Source organism: Rhizobium sp. UGM030330-04 (assembly GCF_003208455.1).
In the GTDB taxonomy this organism is placed as follows: Bacteria; Pseudomonadota; Alphaproteobacteria; order Rhizobiales; family Rhizobiaceae; genus Agrobacterium; species Agrobacterium rhizogenes_A.
In genome coordinates, this window is sequence record NZ_QKML01000010.1 from 176715 (window position 1) to 197536 (window position 20822).

20 protein-coding genes are annotated in these 20822 nt (G+C 61.1%); 17 read left to right on the forward strand and 3 right to left on the reverse strand.

The annotated features are described in order from the left end of the window. Positions 1-43: 43 nt before the first annotated feature. Positions 44-901, reverse strand: coding sequence for an AraC family transcriptional regulator (locus tag N434_RS16720; RefSeq protein WP_181424001.1), 858 nt, complete (start codon positions 899-901; stop codon positions 44-46). 84 nt (positions 902-985) lie between these two features. Between N434_RS16720 and alr the strand changes: the two genes are divergently transcribed. The 14 genes from alr (at position 986) to rarD (ending at position 13179) form a co-directional block, all read left to right on the forward strand. After that, positions 986-2161: an alanine racemase gene (gene alr / locus N434_RS16725; protein ID WP_110759342.1), complete on the forward strand. Its 1176-nt coding sequence runs from the start codon at positions 986-988 to the stop codon at positions 2159-2161. A gap of 65 nt (positions 2162-2226) precedes the next feature. Further along, complete coding sequence (locus N434_RS16730; protein WP_110759344.1) at positions 2227-2496, forward strand: type II toxin-antitoxin system ParD family antitoxin; 270 nt, start codon at positions 2227-2229, stop codon at positions 2494-2496. Positions 2497-2512: 16 nt separating this feature from the next. Beyond that, a complete protein-coding gene (locus N434_RS16735) occupies positions 2513-2803 on the forward strand; it encodes a type II toxin-antitoxin system RelE/ParE family toxin (RefSeq protein ID WP_110759346.1) in 291 nt (96 codons plus the stop codon). Between the two features lie 6 nt (positions 2804-2809). Beyond that, positions 2810-4216 (forward strand): DNA repair protein RadA, encoded by a 1407-nt coding sequence (gene radA, locus N434_RS16740; protein WP_110759348.1) that lies wholly within the window; start codon positions 2810-2812, stop codon positions 4214-4216. A gap of 89 nt (positions 4217-4305) precedes the next feature. After that, positions 4306-4893, forward strand: a complete 588-nt coding sequence (locus tag N434_RS16745; protein ID WP_065115300.1) for a CvpA family protein — start codon at positions 4306-4308, stop codon at positions 4891-4893. Positions 4894-5032: 139 nt separating this feature from the next. After that, positions 5033-6541: an amidophosphoribosyltransferase gene (gene purF, locus N434_RS16750; RefSeq protein WP_065115299.1), complete on the forward strand. Its 1509-nt coding sequence runs from the start codon at positions 5033-5035 to the stop codon at positions 6539-6541. A 145-nt stretch (positions 6542-6686) separates the two neighbouring features. Next, on the forward strand, positions 6687-7445 hold the full coding sequence (locus N434_RS16755; RefSeq protein WP_110759349.1) for an SDR family NAD(P)-dependent oxidoreductase: 759 nt from the start codon (positions 6687-6689) through the stop codon (positions 7443-7445). Positions 7446-7662: 217 nt separating this feature from the next. Beyond that, the gene (cysS, locus tag N434_RS16760) at positions 7663-9048 is read left to right on the forward strand and encodes a cysteine--tRNA ligase (RefSeq protein ID WP_110759351.1); all 1386 of its coding nucleotides are present in this window, start codon (positions 7663-7665) and stop codon (positions 9046-9048) included. Between the two features lie 257 nt (positions 9049-9305). Further along, positions 9306-9674 (forward strand): endonuclease domain-containing protein, encoded by a 369-nt coding sequence (locus tag N434_RS16765; protein ID WP_110759353.1) that lies wholly within the window; start codon positions 9306-9308, stop codon positions 9672-9674. Then, on the forward strand, positions 9671-10147 hold the full coding sequence (locus N434_RS16770) for a GFA family protein (protein WP_110759354.1): 477 nt from the start codon (positions 9671-9673) through the stop codon (positions 10145-10147). The genes N434_RS16765 and N434_RS16770 overlap by 4 nt, the downstream gene beginning before the upstream one ends. Further along, entirely contained in the window at positions 10144-10605 is a 462-nt protein-coding gene (locus tag N434_RS16775; RefSeq protein WP_110759355.1) for a GFA family protein, read from the forward strand. Before N434_RS16770 ends, N434_RS16775 begins: the two co-directional genes overlap by 4 nt. Beyond that, entirely contained in the window at positions 10605-11090 is a 486-nt protein-coding gene (locus N434_RS16780) for a GFA family protein (protein WP_110759356.1), read from the forward strand. The genes N434_RS16775 and N434_RS16780 overlap by 1 nt, the downstream gene beginning before the upstream one ends. Further along, complete coding sequence (pip, locus tag N434_RS16785; RefSeq protein WP_110759357.1) at positions 11087-12043, forward strand: prolyl aminopeptidase; 957 nt, start codon at positions 11087-11089, stop codon at positions 12041-12043. Before N434_RS16780 ends, pip begins: the two co-directional genes overlap by 4 nt. Before the next feature lie 227 nt (positions 12044-12270). Then, entirely contained in the window at positions 12271-13179 is a 909-nt protein-coding gene (gene rarD, locus N434_RS16790) for an EamA family transporter RarD (RefSeq protein WP_110759359.1), read from the forward strand. A 46-nt stretch (positions 13180-13225) separates the two neighbouring features. On the opposite strand, the gene N434_RS16795 is transcribed toward rarD, so the two are convergent. After that, positions 13226-14986, reverse strand: a complete 1761-nt coding sequence (locus tag N434_RS16795; RefSeq protein ID WP_110759361.1) for a peptidoglycan D,D-transpeptidase FtsI family protein — start codon at positions 14984-14986, stop codon at positions 13226-13228. A gap of 241 nt (positions 14987-15227) precedes the next feature. Beyond that, entirely contained in the window at positions 15228-15848 is a 621-nt protein-coding gene (locus tag N434_RS16800) for an LOG family protein (RefSeq protein ID WP_065115288.1), read from the reverse strand. A 156-nt stretch (positions 15849-16004) separates the two neighbouring features. Between N434_RS16800 and N434_RS16805 the strand changes: the two genes are divergently transcribed. The 3 genes from N434_RS16805 (at position 16005) to N434_RS16815 (ending at position 20822) form a co-directional block, all read left to right on the forward strand. Next, the gene (locus N434_RS16805) at positions 16005-17963 is read left to right on the forward strand and encodes a LysM peptidoglycan-binding domain-containing protein (RefSeq protein ID WP_110759363.1); all 1959 of its coding nucleotides are present in this window, start codon (positions 16005-16007) and stop codon (positions 17961-17963) included. A 108-nt stretch (positions 17964-18071) separates the two neighbouring features. After that, positions 18072-19958, forward strand: coding sequence for an ABCB family ABC transporter ATP-binding protein/permease (locus N434_RS16810; protein ID WP_110759419.1), 1887 nt, complete (start codon positions 18072-18074; stop codon positions 19956-19958). 129 nt (positions 19959-20087) lie between these two features. Further along, complete coding sequence (locus N434_RS16815; RefSeq protein ID WP_077767785.1) at positions 20088-20822, forward strand: phosphatidylserine decarboxylase; 735 nt, start codon at positions 20088-20090, stop codon at positions 20820-20822.

A 20822-nucleotide genomic window follows, 5' to 3' on the forward strand; every position in this document is an offset into this window, starting at 1 on the left:
GGTCTTGAACGAAAGTGACATCGAGAAGGAAAGGTGCGCGGAATCACGCCGCCCGGAACTGCCCCGGCGTTATGCCGGTGCGCGCCTTGAAATGCCGGGTGAAATGCGCCTGATCGGCAAAACCGCACATCGCTGCCACCTCGGCCGGTGTCTCACCGGCGCGCAGGAGGCTCCGTGCCCTGCGGATGCGTACATCCGTCAGATAGGCATGCGGCGTGATATGAAATTCCCTGCGAAAGGCACGGATGAGATGCGCGCGGCTGAGGCCGGCGATGGCGGCCAGCTCCTCAAGGCCGATATCGGTTTCATAGTGGTCGTAAAGATAGTCCCGGGCGGCATGGACCGCCGTTCTTTCACGGGTTTCCACAGGCAGGATGATGGCGCTGCCGTGCCGGCCGAACAGGGTGGCGAGAACCGAAAACATGCCCTCATCCGCTTCCAGCGCACCGGATTTCGCCTCCAGCCGCCGATGCGCCACCTGAAAGGCGGCGGCCATCTGCGGATCGCGCGGCAGGAATTTCGGGAAAGACGGCGTGCCGTGAAAAGCCCTGCCCGTCACATCCTCGATAACGTCGCGCAGCAGCGCCGTGTCAGGATAGATCATCCGGTAACGATAACCGCCGCCGCCCGGCGCGCCGTCATGTATCTCGTCCGGATTGATGAGATAGAGATGCCCCGGCCCTGTCTGTTCCGTGGTTCCCTGGATGGTGGAAATCTGCGAGCCGCTTTCGATCGCGCCGATCGAGAAGGTATCATGCGCGTGCGGCGAATATTCATGGGTGAGAAACGTCGCACTCAGGCACTCCATGCCGCCGAAACGCCCGTCACGCCAGAAACGCGTGGTTTCCGTCGCGGCAATCGGCATGACATCTATGGCCTGTTCCTGCGAAACATTGTGCATGAACGAAGTTTAGAGCATTCCATCCTTACCGTCTTGAACAAAAGTGCTAGGGTTCGGGCAGTTCCCATCAACCGGACGCATGGCATGACAGACGACTTCGAAGAGACTTTCGCCGAAACAGAAACCGACGCTTTCGAGCACGCACCGTTGAGGCTGACCGTCGATCTTGGCGCGCTGGCCGATAACTGGCGGGACATGAAGAAGCGGTCCGGCAAGGCGCGGACGGCGGCTGTCGTCAAGGCCGATGCTTACGGCCTCGGTATCGAGGATTGCGGCGCCACCCTGTACCATGCCGGTGCGCGGGATTTCTTCGTGGCGACGGTGGCCGAGGGCGCGACGCTGCGCTCCTATGCCCCGGAAGCGCGCATCTTCGTGCTCTCAGGAATCTGGCAGGGCCAGGAACGGCAGGTCTTCGACAATGATCTGGTGCCAGTGCTGGCCTCCGAGGAACAGCTGTCCTTCTGGATGGCGACGGTGGCCGAGCGTGGCGACCATCCCTGCGCGCTGCATGTCGATACCGGTTTCAATCGCCTCGGGCTGCCGCTCGACGACGCCCTGTTTCTGGCCGACGACGTGACAAGGCCGGCGAGTTTCGATCCCGTTCTGGTTCTGTCGCATCTCGCCTGCGCCGACACGCCCTCCTCGCCGATGAACAGGGCCCAGCTCGAATCATTCCGGAAGGTTAGCGCCGCTTTTGAAGGCATAGAATCAAGCCTCTCGGCTTCCGCCGGCATCTTTCTCGGCCCCGACTATCACTTTGACCTCACCCGCCCCGGCATCGCCCTTTATGGCGGCGAAGCGGTCAACGACCTGGCCAACCCCATGCGGCCTGTGGCGAAGGCTGAGGCGCGGATCATCCAGATACGCGAGGCGGGTGAAGGCCAGACCGTCAGCTATGGCGGCAGCTTCCTGCTGAAGCGTGCAAGCCGGCTTGCCATCGCATCCGTCGGATATGCGGACGGATACCAGCGTTCGCTCTCGGGTTCAGGCATTCCCCTGCGTGAAATGGGCCATGGCGGCGCCTATGGCGTGGTCAACGGTCACAGGGTGCCGGTGGCTGGCCGCGTGACCATGGACCTCACCATCTTCGACGTCACGGATGTGCCGGCAAATGCCATTCGCAGCGGCGACTATATCGAGCTTTTTGGTCCGAATGTGCCGGTCGATGAGACCGCACGGGCGGCCGGCACCATCGGCTACGAGATGCTGACAGGGCTTGGCCTGCGCTACGAGCGTCAATATCTGATGGCCGACGACTGAGAGCTGCCTTTAGCTCTTGGAAAGCCGACGTGACCTGTGCTAAAAGAGAACAAAAGGAGATCGAAATGCCCGAAATCCATTTGAGCGAGCAGGACGAAAAGTTCATCGAGGAGCAGGTGGCGGCGGGCGTTTACAGCGACGCGGACGCCGTTATCCATGCGAGCCTGCAATTGCTAAGCAGTGAGGAGGGTAAAAGAGCCGCGCTTCAGTTGCTGATCCGGGAGGGCATCGACGACGCCGAGGCGGGCCGGGTTCACCGTTACGCCTCACAGGACGAGTTTCTGGCCGATATAAAAAGAGTTTCCGCGCAGCAAAAAACGGGGACCGGCCATTAAAATCCGGACTCCAACCTTGACCACGCGCGCAAGGAACGACCTTGCCGAAGACCACGCCTATATCGAGGTTGAGAATCCCCTTGCGGCTGATCGCTTCGCCCTCGATATCTTCAATAAAATCGAATCGATAGCGGCACTGGGCTTATCCGGTATCTCAAGAAGCGAATATGGAGCCGGGCTTCGCAGCATCGCTTATCGTGAGCGCGTCATTTTCTTTCGTGTCGACAAGAATGAGCTTACCGTTCTGCGCGTTCTGCATGGCCATCAAGACATTTCCGCCAAAGATTTCAAACAAGAAGAAAACTGATAGAAGATGGCAAAAGCCAAGACCCAATTCGTGTGCCAGAACTGCGGCACGGTTCACACCCGCTGGGCGGGAAAATGCGAAGGCTGCGGCGAATGGAATACCATCGTCGAGGAAGACCCGATGGGCGGCATCGGCTCCGGGCCGGGCAAGACGCCCAAAAAGGGCCGGCCCGTCACGCTCACCTCACTTTCCGGTGAAATCGAGGAAGCGCCGCGTATTCCGACCGGCATCGGCGAGCTGGACCGGGCGACCGGTGGCGGTTTCGTGCGCGGTTCGGCCGTCCTGATCGGTGGCGATCCGGGCATCGGCAAATCGACTCTTTTGATGCAGGCCGCAGCGGCCCTTTCGCGGCGCGGGCATCGCATCATCTATGTCTCGGGCGAAGAAGCGGTGGCGCAGGTGCGTCTGCGCGCCCAACGTCTCGGGGCTGCGGAAACCGATGTGCTGCTGGCGGCGGAAACCAATGTCGAGGATATTCTGGCGACGATCTCCGAGGGCAAGCGGCCCGATCTCGTCATCATCGATTCCATTCAGACACTGTGGAGCGATACGGCCGATTCCGCGCCCGGCACGGTGACGCAGGTGCGCACCGGCGTGCAGGCGATGATCCGCTTCGCCAAGCAGACGGGCGCGACCATGGTGCTGGTCGGCCACGTCACCAAGGAAGGCCAGATCGCCGGTCCGCGCGTGGTCGAGCACATGGTCGATGCCGTGCTTTATTTCGAAGGCGACCGAGGTCATCACCACCGCATCCTGCGCACCGTCAAGAATCGCTTCGGGCCGACCGATGAAATTGGTGTGTTCGAAATGTCGGATCGCGGCCTCAGGGAAGTCTCCAATCCCTCCGAACTGTTTCTCGGCGAGCGCAACGAAAAATCGCCGGGCGCTGCGGTTTTTGCCGGCATCGAGGGCACGCGACCCGTGCTTGTCGAAGTGCAGGCGCTGGTCGCTGCCACTTCGCTGGGTACGCCGCGCCGCGCCGTGGTCGGCTGGGATAGTTCGCGCCTCGCGATGATTCTCGCCGTGCTGGAGGCCCATTGCGGGGTGAAGCTTGGCCAGCATGATGTCTATCTGAATGTTGCCGGCGGCTACCGCATTTCCGAACCGGCCGCCGATATGGCCATTGCCTCGGCGCTGGTTTCCTCGCTTGCCGGTCTTGCCCTGCCCGCCGATTGTGTTTATTTCGGCGAAATCAGCCTGTCAGGCGCGGTGCGACCGGTCTCGCATACGGGCCAGCGATTGAAAGAAGCTGAAAAACTCGGCTTTTCCGCCGCACTTCTGCCTTCTGCTTCGGCTGAATTGCCGAAAGGCGGCAAGGGACGCTGGACGGAAATTGAAAGCCTTCCGGACCTCGTGGCCCGCATCGCCGGCTCCGGCAACCGGTTCAAACAGGTTGAGGACGACGAATATTGATCCTTTCGCCAAGGGAAACAGTGGTGTAAGAGGATCGCAAAATTGGCAAGGCAGCGTCTGACAAGGCGTCGCACCTCCGGAGTTGGTATATGCCCATTACAATTTTCGACGGCATCGTCATCGCCGTTGTTCTTTTCTCCGCCATTCTCGCGATGGTCCGCGGCTTCTCCCGCGAAATTCTGTCGATCGCGAGCTGGGCCGGTTCGGTGGCTGCCGCCTATTATCTTTATCCGGTTCTGCTGCCCTATGCGCGCAACTATACCGATGACGACAAGATCGCCATTGCCGGTTCGGCAGGCGTCGTTTTCCTCGTCTCGCTGATCGTGATTTCCTTCATCACCTCGCGTATTGCCGATTTCATCATCGACAGCCGCATCGGCGCGCTGGATCGCACGCTCGGTTTCCTGTTCGGCGCGGCGCGCGGCATCCTGCTGCTCGTCGTCGCGGTCGCATTCTGGAACTGGCTGGTGGATGTGAAGACGCAGCCGGAATGGGTGACGCAGGCGAAGTCCAAGCCCTTCCTCGACGGGCTGGTGGGCAAGCTGGAAGCGGTTCTGCCTGACGATATCGAGCCGCAGATTCGCGCCCGTATCCTTGGAAAACCGCAGGAACCGGCGACGACGCAGGCGCCTGCGGAAGATGTGCCGGCAACAAATCCGCCAGCAACGAATAATTGACACGAGGGTGCGCCTTGCAATGCATGCAAGGCGCGCTATTTGTGCTAAATATCAAGCACGACACAGACGGACCGACCGGGGGAAATACTCACCGGAGAGGTCTTTCTTTTTTTCTCGGTAGAGAGCAAGGGCAAGCCGGATGATTGAGCCGCTTTCGCATTCCCCGTTCCCTGGGGCCACTTTCAAGGAAGAGATCGACGGCGACACGCTGCATGAAGAGTGCGGCGTGTTCGGCATTCTCGGCCATGCCGATGCGTCTGCGCTGACCGCTCTCGGCCTGCATGCGCTCCAGCATCGCGGCCAGGAAGCGGCGGGCATCGTCTCCTTCGATGGCAAGCGCTTCCACCAGGAGCGCCATATGGGCCTCGTCGGCGATCATTATACCGATCCAGCAACCCTTGCCCGCCTGCCCGGCTCCATCGCCATTGGCCACACGCGTTATTCCACGACCGGCGAAGTGGCGATGCGCAACGTGCAGCCGTTGTTTGCCGAGCTGGAAGAAGGCGGCATTTCCATTGCCCATAACGGCAATTTCACCAATGGCCTGACGCTGCGTCGCCAGATTATCGCCACCGGCGCCATCTGTCAGTCGACGTCGGATACCGAAGTCGTCCTTCACCTCATCGCCCGTTCACGCCACTCCTCCACCGCCGATCGTTTCATCGACGCCATCAGGCAGATGGAAGGCGGTTATTCGATGCTGGCGATGACACGCACCAAGCTGATCGCCGCCCGCGATCCTATCGGCATCCGCCCGCTGGTCATGGGCGAGCTGGACGGCAAGCCGATCTTCTGCTCGGAAACCTGCGCTCTCGACATCATCGGCGCGAAATTCGTGCGCGACGTTGAGAACGGCGAAGTCATCATCTGCGAAATCCAGCCTGACGGTTCGATCACCATCGATGCGCGCAAGCCTTCGAAGCCGCAGCCGGAGCGCCTCTGCCTGTTCGAATATGTCTATTTCGCCCGTCCCGATTCCGTCGTCGGCGGCCGCAACGTCTATACGACGCGCAAGAACATGGGCATGAACCTTGCCAAGGAAGCGCCGCTGGAAGCCGACGTCGTTGTCCCGGTTCCCGATGGCGGCACGCCGGCAGCACTCGGTTTTGCGCAGGAAAGCGGCATTCCCTTCGAATACGGCATCATCCGCAACCACTATGTCGGTCGCACCTTCATCGAGCCGACGCAGCAGATCCGCGCTTTCGGCGTCAAGCTGAAGCACTCCGCCAACCGGGCGATGATCGAAGGCAAGCGCGTGGTGCTGGTGGATGATTCCATCGTGCGCGGCACGACCTCGGTGAAGATCGTGCAGATGATCCGCGAAGCCGGCGCCAAGGAAGTTCATATCCGCGTTGCCAGCCCGATGATCTTCCATCCGGATTTCTATGGCATCGACACGCCGGACGCAGACAAGCTGCTCGCCAACCAATATGCCGATGTCGAGGCGATGGCGAAATATATCGGCGCCGATTCGCTGGCCTTCCTGTCCATTGACGGGCTTTACCGTGCGGTGGGCGGCGAAAACCGCAATCCGGCGCGTCCGCAGTTCACGGACCACTATTTCACCGGCGACTATCCGACCCGCCTTCTCGACAAGAATGGCGAGGCCATGGGCAGCAAGATTTCCATGCTGGCCAGCAACGGCTGATACGCCCTAGACAGAGCGGCCATCCGGCTTCCGGTGGCCGCTTTTTTCTTGCCTTTTGTTCAGGCTCTCGCATGCGACGATATGATCGCTTGCGAAAGGCCAGCGGCGCTTCGTAGAAGGAAGCGCAATCATTTCGGGGGAGACAATGACTATCGATCTCAAGGGGACTATCGATCTCAAGGGCCGCATCGCTCTCGTCACCGGCGCTTCGCGCGGCATCGGCTATTTCACGGCGCTGGAACTCGCCAGGGCCGGCGCGCATGTCATCGCCTGCGCCCGCACGGTGGGCGGTCTTGAGGAGCTGGACGACGCCATCAAGGCCGTCGGCGGCACCGCGACGCTGGTTCCCTTCGATCTCTCCGACATGAAAGCCATCGATGCGCTGGGTGCGAATATTTTCGAGCGCTGGGGCAAGCTCGATATTCTCGTCGCCAATGCCGGCGTTCTCGGCGTCATCTCGCCGGTCGGCCATATCGAGGCGAAGGTCTTCGAAAGGGTCATGAACATCAATGTCACCGCCACCTGGCGGCTGATCCGCTCGGTCGAGCCGCTGCTGTTGAAATCCGATGCCGGCCGCGCGCTCATCCTGTCCTCCGGCGCCGCCCATAGCTGTCGCCCCTTCTGGGGTGTCTATTCCACCTCCAAGGCGGCAGTCGAAGCGCTGGCCCGCACCTGGGCGGCGGAAACGCAGAAGAGCGCGCTTCGCGTCAACAGCATCAATCCCGGCGCGACACGGACGGCGATGCGTGCGCAGGCCATGCCCGGCGAAGACCCGGCCACCGTGCCGCATCCATCGGAGGTGGCCGCAGCCATTCTTCCGCTCGCCTCGCCCGATCTCACCGAAACCGGCAAACTCTTCCTTGTGCGCGAGGGAAAATTCGTGGATTACCGTCAGCCGGAATGAATATTTTCCGCTCGGAGCGGCGATAAGGCCACCACGGTTGCTCTTGACCGGGCCGCACCGCCGCGCCATAAAGCAAGATATGAGAACGATGATCTGCACCTGCTGCTGAGATTTTTTTTGCTGGTTCGCCACCGGCCAGATCGTTTTCGTCTCCCGCAAGGTCAAGAAAGATAAACGTTCCGGCCAGGATAATATTCTGCCTTTAGGGAACTGCCGCATGTCCTTGCGCCTGAAATTTCATAATACACTCACACGCGAAAAAGCGGAGTTCGTGCCGATCGATGCGGACAATGTGCGCATGTATGTCTGCGGCCCGACGGTCTATGATTTTGCTCATATCGGCAATGCGCGCCCGGTCATCGTTTTCGATGTTCTCTACCGGCTGCTGCGCCACGTCTTCGGCGAAGACCATGTGACCTATGCCCGCAACATCACCGATCTCGACGACAAGATCAACGCGCGGGCGTTGCGCGACTATCCGCATCTGCCTCTGAACGAGGCCATCCACGCGGTGACGAAAAAAACCGCCGACCAGTTCCACGACGATGTGGCCATGCTCGGCTGCCTTCCGCCGACCGTCGAACCGCGCGCCACCGATTATATTGCCGAGATGATCGATCTCATCGAAAAACTGATCGCCCGCGGCCATGCCTATACGGCGGGCGGCGAGGTGCTGTTCGACACCCGCTCGATGGCCGATTACGGCCAGCTTTCCAAGCGGCCGCTGGACGAGCAGCAGGCCGGTGCGCGCGTGGCGGTGGAAGCCCACAAGAAGACCCCCGGCGATTTCGTGCTGTGGAAACTGTCCTCGCATAACGAACCGGGCTGGGAAAGCCCCTGGGGCCGTGGCCGTCCGGGCTGGCACATCGAATGCTCGGCCATGGCCGGTCGTTACCTCGGCGAAGTGTTCGACATTCACGGCGGCGGGCTCGACCTCATCTTCCCGCATCATGAGAACGAAATCGCGCAATCGCGCTGCGCAAACGGCACACATGTCATGGCCAATGTGTGGATGCATAACGGCTTCGTGCAGGTGGAGGGCCGCAAGATGTCGAAGTCCGAAGGCAACTTCGTGACCATCTACGAATTGCTGCACACGGAGAAATTCGGCGGCCGAACATGGTCGGGCGAGGTGCTGCGCCTTGCCATGCTGATGACGCATTATCGCGAGCCGATCGATTTTTCGGTGAAGCGTCTGGAAGAGGCCGAACGCCTGCTGGCCAAGTGGCCAGCGGCCGATGCCGCCGATGCCGCACCGGACGAAACCGTACTCGAGGCGCTTGCCGACGATCTCAACACGGTTGCCGCCGTCCAGGCGCTGCACGCGCTGGCCCACGCCGCCAATACCGATCCATCCAAACTGCCCGCCTTTGCGGCCAGCGCCGCACTGCTCGGTGTCCTGCCGAAGAAAGCGGAAGTGGACGAGGCCATCGTTTCGGCTGTCGATGCGCTGGTGCAGCTGCGTCTGGAAATGCTGAAGGCGAAGAACTTCGCGGAGGCGGATCGTTTGCGCGATGAGCTTTCCGAGAAGGGCATTCAGCTGAAGGATGGCAAGGACAAGGAGACCGGGGAGCGGACGACGACGTGGGAGATTAAGCGGTAATTTGCTGCTGCGGCTTGCGGTTTACCCCCCTCTGCCCTGCCGGGCATCTCCCCCTCAAGGGGGGAGATCGATCTGCGGCAAGGTCTCGCCCATCTCAACGTTTGCGAATGAAGTGGCGGTAGCGCCTCCTGCTGATCTCCCCCCTTGAGGGGGAGATGCCCGGCAGGGCAGAGGGGGGTAAAGCCCCACGACACGCCCTTGCTTTCGACCACACCATACTCCAATCTCGCGGTACCCCATCAAGCCGCGAGCATCCCGTGCCCCACGCCAAGGTCAATCCTCAACATCGGTCACATGCCCGACAGATGCGAAAGGCCATGACCGACGCCGAACTGAGGTTCTGGAACGCCGTCCGTGCTCATCGCCTAGACGGCCTCTCTTTCAGACGCCAGCTACCGGTTTGCGGATACATCGTTGATTTCGCCTGCCCGTCGCATAAGATCGTCGTCGAACTGGACGGGTTTCAGCACGCGGACGACGCTGCGGCAGCCTATGACCTGCACAGAACGCAGGCACTCGAGGAACTTGGCTGGACCGTCCTCCGCTTCTGGAACGACGATATCATGAGCGACATCGACAATGTCTGTCTCCACATTATCCGAACGGTAAAGGAGAACCAACCATGACCACCCATACCGGCGGATGCCAGTGCGGCGCGATCCGTTTTCGCGCTACCGGCGATCTGAAAGACAGTTCGATCTGTCATTGCCGCATGTGCCAGAAAGCGTTCGGGGCCTATTACGCGCCGCTGGTTTCGGTGCGTGGCGTGGAATTTGAATGGACCCGGGGAGAGCCGAAGCGCTTCCAGTCCTCCAGCGTCGTCAAGCGCGGCTTCTGCCCGGAATGCGGCACGCCTTTGACCTATGAGGCGCCGGATGGCGTGGCGGTGGCCGCCGGTGCGTTTGACGATCCCGCGGCACTGCCGCCGACCATTCAGTGGGGTGTGGAGCGCAAGATCGATTTCGTCGACAGCATCCACACGCTACCGGCCGTTCCCACGGAAGACGACCTGACCTCGGTGGACTATCTCACCAACCTGATCTCCTATCAGCATCCCGACCACGACACCGAAAGCTGGCCACCGGAGAACAGAAAATGAGTGAAGCGGGCTTTTCCGGCGGATGCCAGTGCGGCGCCGTGCGTTTTCACGCGAGCAAGCTTGGCCGGGCCTCCATCTGCCATTGCCGCATGTGCCAGAAACATTTCGGCAATTTCTTCGGCGCGCTGGTCAGCGCCGATCAGGCGCATCTGGCCTGGACACGCGGCCAGCCAGCCCTCTTCCGCTCCTCGGCAAAAATCCATCGCGGTTTCTGCAACAAATGCGGCACGCCGCTGACCTATCATTATCCCGGCGGCGTGGAGATCGCCATCGGCGCTTTCGATGAGCCGGAGCGTATCGAGCCGCAGGTGCAGGTCAATTTCCACAAGCGCATGCCGTGGATCGAGCAGCTCTTCAGCAAGCCGGCGGTGGAACAGGGCGTCGACGAGGCGGAGATCACCTCCTATCAGCACCCGGATCACGACACGCAGGTATGGCCGCCGGAAGAAGGCCGCTAATGGACGAACTGACGGGCTTTTCCGGCGGATGCCAGTGCGGCGCGGTGCGTTACCGGATCAAGGGCGGCTTGCGTTATCCGCATCTGTGCCATTGCCGCATGTGCCAGAAGGCGTCGGGCAATTATTTCATGCCGCTTGCGGCAAGTACCCTCACGCAGTTTGAGATGACCCGCGGCGAGGCATCATGGTTCCAGTCCTCCGACCATGTGCGCCGCGGTTTCTGCGGTCGTTGCGGCACGCCGCTCTTTTATGACATGCCGGGGGCCGACTTCATCAACATTACCCTCGGTTCGCTGGACGAGCCGCAGCGGGTAAAACCCGAGGCGCAGTCCAATCTTGCCGGCAAGATGCACTGGTTCGCCGAGCTTGACGGCTTGCCGGTCGAGCCGGAACCTGCAACGGATGACGCGCCCGCGCCGGTGAACAGCCGGCAGCATCCGGACCACGACACGGCCAAATGGCCACCAGAGGATAGTGACACATGACAGAAGAATTGCGCGGCTTTTACCCCGAGATCGAACCTTTCGAAACCGGTATGCTCGATGTCGGCGACGGCCACACGATCTACTGGGAACGGGTGGGCACACGCGGTGCGAAACCGGCGGTTTTCCTGCATGGCGGTCCGGGCGGCGGGGTCAATCCCACGCATCGCCGGGTTTTTGATCCCGCGCTTTACGACGTCATCCTGTTCGACCAGCGCGGCTGCGGCCGCTCCACGCCGCATGCGGAGCTGGAAGCCAACACCACCTGGCATCTCGTTGCCGATATCGAAAGGCTGCGCGCGCTTTGCGGTTTTGAAAAATGGCTGGTTTTCGGCGGTTCCTGGGGTTCGACGCTGGCGCTCGCCTATGCCGAGACCCATCCGGACCGCGTCAGCGAACTGGTCCTGCGCGGCATCTACACCGTCACCAGGCCGGAACTGGACTGGTACTACCAGTTCGGCGTTTCCGAAATGTATCCCGACCGCTGGGAAAATTTCATCGCGCCTATCCCGCAAGCCGAACGCGGCGAGATGATGCAGGCCTATAACCGCTATCTTACCGGCACCGACGAGGCAAAGAAGCTCGAATGCGCCAAGGCATGGAGCCAGTGGGAAGGCGCGACCATCGCGCTCGTTACCGATACCGACCGTGTCGAGGATTTCGGCGAGGATAAATACGCCATCGCTTTCGCCCGCATCGAGAACCACTTTTTCGTCAATGGCGGCTGGCTGGAGGAAGGGCAATTGCTGCGCGACGCCGGCAAGCTGAAAGATATTCCCGGCGTCATCGTGCATGGACGTTATGACATGCCCTGCCCGCTGAAATATGCCTGGCAGCTGGCCAAGGCCTGGCCGAAGGCGGATTTCCACATCATCGAGGCAGCCGGACACGCGATGAGCGAGCCGGGCATTCTTGACCAGCTGATTCGCGCAAATGATCGTTTTGCGGGGAAATAACCAGTCCGTTCAACCGGTTGCAGAGGCCGGATGAGACAATGATTCAAACCGGATTCACGCTGGACCTGCCGGCGTGTATCCCCTGTCGGTCGCGACTGAAGCCCGTTTTGCGGGCAAAACGCCCTTTATTCATGCAGTTTTTCTCATGAACCCTTCACGGAAATGAATTGGCTCCCATCAAGCCGATCCGCTATGAAGGAACTATCCCAACGATTGGTGGTACTCCCATGGCACTCGACAAAACGCTCCCGGCCCAAGAGGGCGGCGATAGCGCGCGCGGTTTTGCTTTCGCGCTCTCCGCTTATCTGCTGTGGGGCTTTCTCCCCTTTTACATGAAGGCGGTCGCGCATATTTCGCCGATCGAAGTCATCGTGCATCGCGTCATCTGGTCGGTGCCGATCGCGGCGGTCGTGCTGATCGCGCTCGGGCGCACGGCGGAAATCCGCACGGCACTGAAAACCCCGAAAATGCTGGCCATGGCGAGCCTTACCGCCGCCCTCATCAGCATCAACTGGGGTGTCTATATCTGGTCGATCGGCGCCGGCCGCGCGCTTGACGCCGCACTTGGCTATTTCATCAATCCGCTGTTCAGCATCTTCCTTGGCGCAGTGCTGCTGAAGGAAAAGCTCTACCCGGCGCAGATTGCCGCCATCAGCCTCGTGGCGGTGGCGGTGGCGATTCTCACCTGGCACGCCGGCAGCCTGCCCTGGGTCTCCATCGCGCTGACTGTCTCGTGGGGCTTTTACGCTTTCTTCCGCAAGACATTGCCGATCGGCGCGACGCAGGGCTTCCTGCTGGAAGTCATGCTCCTGTCCATCCCCGCCGTGCTGGTCATGATCTGGCTTGCCTTCAGCGGACAGGCGCATTTCATGGGCGGCAATTCCGCAGACACATGGCTTCTGGCCGCAAGCGGCGTGATCACCGCCGTTCCCCTCATTCTCTATGGCAATGGCGCAAAACTGCTGCGGCTGTCGACCATCGGCATCATGCAATATATCGCGCCGACGATGATCTTCCTCATCGCCATCTTCATCTTCAAGGAACCCTTCGACATGGTGCGGATGGCGGCGTTTGCGATGATCTGGGTGGCGCTGGCGATCTATACCGGCTCGAGCCTGATGCGGCTCAAGCGATAATCTCGCTTGTCCCCTCATTCCTGTGCCCGTCACAGCAATGAGGGGGTCAATAATCCATCAGCAATTGCGGTTCCGCTTCGTAACCGAAACGCGGTTTGACACCGAGGAGCGCTGCCGTCTGGGCGACGATTTCGCGGATCATCGGCGCTGCGGTGGAGGCTGCCGTGCGCCCGCCGTTCTCACCCGTCTTCGGCGCATCGATCATCGATAGAACGACATATCTCGGCCTGTGCATCGGGAAGGCGGCGACGAAACTGTTGAAATTGATATCCTTGGCGTATCGGCCATTGATGACCTTGTCGGCGGTTCCGGTCTTGCCGCCCACATGGAAACCATCGACCTGCGCACGCCTGCCGGAGCCCTTGATACCGTTCCAGTTGAAAAGATAGCGCATATCGGCGCTGGTCTTTCCCTTGATGACGGCACGGGAAACCGTTGCCGCCTCTTCCCTTGAACGCGACAGGAAGGTCGGTGAAATCAGGTTTCCGCCATTGATAAGCGCTGCGGCGGCAACCGCCGTCTGCAACGGCGTGGTGGCGATACCGTGCCCGAAGGAAATGGTGACGGAATTGATCTTCTTCCACGTCCTCGGCTGGGTTGGCGTGGCCACGCCGGGCATTTCGGTCTCCATGCGCGACAGCAATCCGAGTTTCGTCAGGAATTGCTGGTGGCCTTCGACACCGACCATGTCGGCGACGGCGGCCGTGCCGATGTTGGAGGAATATTGAAACACTTCCGCGATTGAAAGCGGGCGGTTCTTGCCCCAGAAATCCTTGATGGTGAAGCCGCCCATGCGGATCGGCCGCGATGCGTCGACCACCGAATTGAGCGTGATCGCGCCCGCATCCAGCCCCATGGCGAGCGTGAAGCTCTTGAAGGTGGAGCCCATCTCGAAGGTGGCATTGCTCATGCGGTTGAACCACCCCTTTTCATACTCCCTGTCGATGCTGCCATCGGCAAGGGTGCGGGACGGTTCGTTGGGGTCGTAGTCCGGCACCGAGGCCATGGCCAGCACCTCGCCCGTCTCCACATCGAGGATTACCGCGCCCGCCGCTTCCGCCTGATAGTCGTTTTTCGCCTTCATGACGATCTCACGAACGATGTTCTGCACCCGCAGATCGATCGACAGTTTCACCGGCTCCAGCGCCATGCCGCTCGCAAGACCGGTGGCGCGCAGATCGGCGAGCCCCTGCTGGTCGAGATAACGCTCCATGCCGGCAAGGCCCTGATTGTCGACGTTCACATGGCCGATAATGTGCGAGGCGGTCGGGCCACCCGGATAAAATCGCCGTTTTTCCGGCCGAAAACCGATGCCGGGTATGCCGAGATTGAGGATAGCCGCCTGCTGCCGGGGTGTCAGCTGGCGGCGCAGCCACTGGAAGCCGCTATCCGAGCGCAATCTGCGGTGCGTTTCGCGCCAGTCGAGATTGGGGATGACAGTCGCGAGTTTTTCCACCACCTCATCCGGATCGACCACCCGGCGCGGATCCGCGTAGAGCGACACCATGTTGAGATCGGTGGCCAGCAATGTACCGTTGCGGTCGACAATATCCGGCCGCGACGCGACGGCTGTGGCACCCGTATTGATCCAGGCGGTGGCAACCGGTTCCGCAAGGCCATATTGAACGAGGCGCGCGGCCACGACGGCATAGATGACGGTAAAGACGGCGATCACGATGCCCAGCCTCATCCGGGCATCCACCCGGCGGCGGGCGGCGGCACCAAGAACGGCCTCCCTGCCCCGCAGCGGGCTTCTCTGAATAATGAAATGCGCCCGGCTTTTAAGCCGCACCACAAAAGCTATCATTTCCCGATGCACCCACTCTCATGGCGGCGAAATAAATTCCGCAACAGCCAACGCCCCGGTGAGGCTGGCACAGGATCAGTCGCGGGGCCATGAAAAGAGCGGTCGGAACGACGCTGCTGTTAAATCTGTATTAATATACATTTAAAATCGTAACGAACCGCAGGGCGGTTCATTAACGGTTTTCAGATGCCGGATGCACGCCGTTTTCCCGAAGACGCCGCGCGCTTCCGGGCAGGCCGCGCTAGAGGCGGGAAATCACCGAAGGGTCACCCTCCGGGTTCTGCTGCGCCAGCGCCCTGTCGATGATGGCGGGCACGATGTCCTTGACCTCGTCGATGACAAGCGGGTTCAGAAGATGGGCGCGATGGATGAAACCCTGGTCGCGCATATGCTGCACCAGTTCCAGCATCGGGTTCCAGAAGCCGTTGATATTGGCAAAGACCATCGGCTTGGCATGGCGGCCAAGCTGCGCCCAGGTCATGATCTCGACGATCTCCTCCAGCGTGCCGACACCGCCCGGCAGGGTCACGAAGGCGTCCGAGCGCTCGAACATCATATGTTTGCGCTCATGCATGTCCTTGGTGACGACCAGCTCGTTCAATTGTCCGAGAGAATGGCGGGTTGCCTCCATATCGACGAGAAATTCCGGTATGATGCCGGTCACTTCGCCGCCATTGGAAAGAACACCGCTGGCGACTGCGCCCATGATGCCCTTGGTGCCGCCGCCATAAACCAAGCGAATGCCGTTTTCGGCAATGGATTTCCCAAGCGCACGGCCTGCTTCCATATGGGCCGGATCACGACCGGGCTGGGAGCCGCAATAAACGCAGATGGATCGAATCGCTGTATTTTTGTCCGTCATGAAGGGAAGGAACTATGTGCGATGCGGCACGTCAAGAAAATTTGGGAAATCCCTTGCAAATATGGCCTTTTGCCGTCACGCCGCTTGTCTGGCGCAAGGTAAGACGCTAGCAATCTCAACTCGTGTGAAAAGCTTGAAATACCCGGAGATTCCAGGATGAAAAACAATAAGGCCGGTTTGCTGGCGCTGATCGTGCTGGGGATTGCATCCCTGCTCATGATCTTTTTCGTCCTGCCGAGAATTTCCAATGATGGCAAACCGATCGGCGACGCCATCAACGAGGCGGGCAACGCCGTGAAGAACAGCGTCGAAATGGGTGGCGACAAGGCGGGTGACATCCTGTCGGACGCAGCCGAGGAAACCGCCAATATCGCCGACAAGGTCGGGCGTCTGGCGGCTTCGGCCACGCAGTCGATCAAGGATCTCGCAGGGCTTTTCGCCGACGAAAAGGTTCCCTCCGACGCCGATTTCGCGGCCGCCCGCAAGAAGGTCGAGGCCTCGCTGAAGGAACTGACCAATATCGAAATTCCCGAAACGCTGGACGAAACCACGTCGCGGCTGATCACCACGGCGCGCGCTGCCGCCGAGCGCACCACCGCCTTCCTGCGCGGCCTGCCTGAAAACGCGGCCGCGGCCGCAGCACAGATCCGCCGTCTGGCCGGCGTCTTCGCCGGCACGGATGACGGTGCGCCGAAGCCTGTGGAACCCGCCGCCGCACCTGCGAACGGTGATGCCGCCCAGGCCACGCCCGGCGCGCCGACCTTCGACGTGCTGCGCGTCGAGCCTGACGGTTCGGCCGTGATCGCCGGCAAGGCACAGCCGGGTGCAAAGCTTGAAATTCTGAGCAACGGCAATGTCGTCGCCCAGACGACCATCGATGGAAGCGGCGATTTCGCCGCCGTCTTCGACAATCCCCTGCCCCCCGGCGACCACGAGCTGGTGCTGCGTTCGACCGATACCAGCGGCAAGGCGACGCAATCCGAGGAAGTGGCGACCGTTTCCGTGCCGGACGGCAAGGCCGGCGAACTTCTGGCGATGGTTTCCAGGCCCGGCCAAGCAAGCCGCGTGCTGGCGATGCCGGAGGCGGCACCGCCCGCCCTGCAGACCGCACAATCGGGACAGCCCGCCGCCGCTGCCGGTTCCGCCCCGGCCCCGACAGCGGCTTCGAGCGTTCAGGTCACCGCCGTCGAATTCGAAGGATCGAAGATTTTCGTCGCGGGTTCCGCGCCTGCCGGCTCGACGGTGCGCGCGCTGGTCGATGACAGGGAGATCGGCAAGAGCGTCACGGAAGCCTCCGGTCATTTCGTCGTCGAGGGTGATGTCGATCTGGCCGTGGGCAGCCATCTCATCACCGTCGAGGAACTGAATGCCGATGGCAGCGTGAAGCTGCGCGTGCGCGTTCCCTTCGAGCGGCCGCAGACCGATCAGGCGACCGTCGCCATGCAGGCGCCGGCCGCTTCACCCGCCACCACCACGACGGCACCGGCTGAGAACCAGAGCACGGCGAGCGATCGCGCCGCTTTCGAAAAGCTGCGCGACGACGTCGCCAAGGCATTCGGCATCCTGTCCAATCTCTACAAGGATCAGGCGACACCTGCGCTCGATCAGGCCATTGCCGGCCGCTCCGCGGTGGCGATAGGCCTGAAATCGCTTTCGGAATTCCGCACCGCCGCGGCAACAGAACCGGCCTTCACTGCCTTTGCAGGTGGCATCACCGCCAAGGCGCGCGATCTGCTGGCATCGGTCGAGGCATGGCCGAATGATGTAGCGGCCATCGGCAACGGCATCGCATCGCTCGCAAGCCGGCTGACCGAACTGCACATTACGGCGCCGGCCGCGCCCGCGCCGCAAGCGCCTGCCGGCCCGCAGACCTTCGAGCAGGCACCGCTTGCCGAGAGCCAGAACAGTGTCATCATCCGCCGCGGCGATACGCTGTGGCAGATTTCCCGGCGCGTTTATGGACAGGGCGTGCGTTACACGACGATCTACCTCGCCAATGAGGACCAGATCAAGAATCCCGACCTGATCGAGCCCGGCCAGATTTTCGGCGTGCCGAAAGAGGCCCTGCCGAATGCGGAGGAACTTCACCGCAAGCGGCTGAAGGGCGGTTCCTGAATTTGAAGCGTTGCGGTGAACCCGCAACGACCCTATCTGTGACACGCGCGGCGGCTTGACCAAAGCCGCCGCCCTGCTGTCGGCTTCCGGCAGTGACCGGAGCAAATGATGGCCACGAAGCAAAAAACCATTTCGGCAGATTCCAGCAATCCGACCCAGACCCTGATCAATCTCTGGCCCTATATGTGGCCGGAGGGCCGGTGGGACCTGAAAATGCGGGTGATCTGGGCCACCGTGTTCCTTGTTGTCGCCAAGCTGGTGCTGATCTCAGTTCCCTATTTCTTCAAATGGGCGACGGATGCGCTGAACGGCCGTCTGGACATGGCGGGTCTTGTTCCCGTCTTCCTGCTCGGCGCCGTGGCGCTGGTCATCGCCTATAATCTGACACGGCTGATCCAGGTCGGGCTCAACCAGCTGCGCGATTCGCTGTTTGCCAGCGTCGGCCAGCATGCGGTGCGCCAGCTCGCCTACAGGACCTTCGTGCACATGCACCGGCTTTCGCTGCGTTTCCATCTGGAACGCAAGACCGGCGGGCTTTCACGGGTTATCGAGCGCGGCACCAAGGGCATTGAAACCATTGTCCGTTTCACCATCCTCAATACCGCGCCGACCTTCATCGAATTCCTGCTGACGGCGATTATCTTCTGGGCCTCCTACGGTTTCTCCTATGTGCTGGTCACGGTCATCACCGTCTGGGCCTATATCTGGTTCACGGTCAGGGCCAGCAACTGGCGCATCTCCATCCGCCGCGCCATGAATGACAGCGATACCGACGCCAATACCAAGGCAATCGACTCGCTTCTGAATTTCGAGACCGTCAAATATTTCGGCAACGAGGAGATGGAGGCGAAGCGCTTCGACGTTGCGATGGAGCGTTACGAAAAATCGGCGATCTCGATCTGGACCTCGCTCGGCTGGCTGAACTTCGGCCAGGGCGTGATCTTCGGCATCGGTTCCACCGTCATGATGGTGATGTCGGCGCTCGCCGTGCAGCGCGGCGAACAGACCATCGGCGATTTCGTCTTCGTCAATGCGCTGCTGCTGCAGCTTTCCGTGCCGCTGAACTTCATCGGTTTCGTTTATCGCGAAATCCGTCAGGGTCTGACCGACATAGAGCAGATGTTCGACCTTCTCGAGGTTGAGGCCGAGGTTACCGACCGGGCGGCTGCGAAACCGCTTGGCGCCGGACCGGGCGCCATCTCGTTCCGCGACGTGCATTTTGCCTATGATCCCGAAAGGCCGATTTTGAAGGGCGTTTCCTTCGATGTACCGGCCGGCAAGACGGTGGCGATCGTCGGGCCTTCGGGGGCGGGAAAATCGACGATCTCGCGGCTGCTTTATCGTTTCTACGATATTCAGGAAGGTGCCGTCACAATCGACGGGCAGGATATTCGCGACGTGACGCAACAGAGCCTGCGTTCGGTGATCGGCATGGTTCCGCAGGATACGGTGCTGTTCAACGATACGCTCGCCTACAACATCCGTTACGGCCGCCCCTCGGCAACGCAGGAGGAGGTCATGGCCGCAGCGGATGCGGCGCAGATCAGCGCCTTCATCGGCAAGCTGCCGGAAGGTTACGCCACCATGGTCGGCGAACGGGGCCTCAAACTGTCGGGCGGTGAAAAGCAGCGCGTGGCGATTGCCCGAACCATCCTCAAGGCCCCGCCGATCCTCATTCTCGATGAGGCGACTTCGGCGCTCGATACGCATACCGAGCAGGAGATACAGAGCGCGCTCGATATCGTCTCGAAGAACCGCACCACACTGGTCATCGCTCATCGTCTCTCGACGGTCATCCACGCCGACGAAATCATCGTGCTGAAGGAAGGGCTGATCGCCGAGCGGGGCACGCACGCCTCGCTGATGGCGCAGAACGGCCTCTACGCCTCGATGTGGAGCCGCCAGCGCGAAGCCATCCGGGCGGAAGAGATGTTGCGCCAAGTTCGCGAAACCGACGATCTCGGGGTCGTGGACCGCGGCGAACCCGCGCACTAACGGGCAGAAACCCCGGGGAACTTGGGGTGGCATGACAACCGGGCCATTGCCGGGCGGGGCGTTTGGCTGTAACCAGCTAGGCAAAATTTGTCGCATTGCCGTGTGGATCGTGTCGTATCACGACCACATATAGACGCGACAACGGAAACCGGAGCAAGGAATCTCATGAGTCTGTTCGACACCATTCGCAACACCATCGTACCGATCCACAAGGAAGGTTACGTCTTTGTCGCCGCTTTCTTCGTCGCATCGCTGGTGCTCGGCTGGATCTCCGAACCGCTTTTCTGGATCGGCCTCGTGCTGACGGCCTGGTGCGCCTATTTCTTCCGCGACCCCGAACGCGTTACACCACAGGATGACGACCTGATCATCAGCCCCGCCGATGGCAAGGTTTCCGCCATCCAGACCGTCGTTCCGCCGCTGGAGCTGGAACTCGGCAAGGAGCCGATGGTGCGCATCTCGGTGTTCATGAACGTGTTCAACTGCCATGTGAACCGCGCCCCGGTACGCGGCCGCATCGTCAATGTCGCTTACCGCCCCGGCCTCTTCCTCAATGCGGAAGTGGACAAGGCTTCCGAAGACAATGAACGCAACGGCCTCGTCATCGAAAGCGCGCATGGCAAGGTGGGCGTGGTGCAGATCGCCGGTATGGTCGCCCGCCGTATCGTCTGCTGGGTCAAGCCGAATGAACCAGTTGATGCCGGTGAGCGTTTCGGCCTTATCCGTTTCGGTTCGCGCCTCGATATCTTCCTGCCGGAAGGTTTCCAGCCGCGCGTTTCCGTCGGCCAGACGGCCGTTGCCGGTGAAACCGTGCTTGCCGAGTTCGGCTCCGCCAAAGGCCCGGTCATCAGCCGCCGCGGCTGA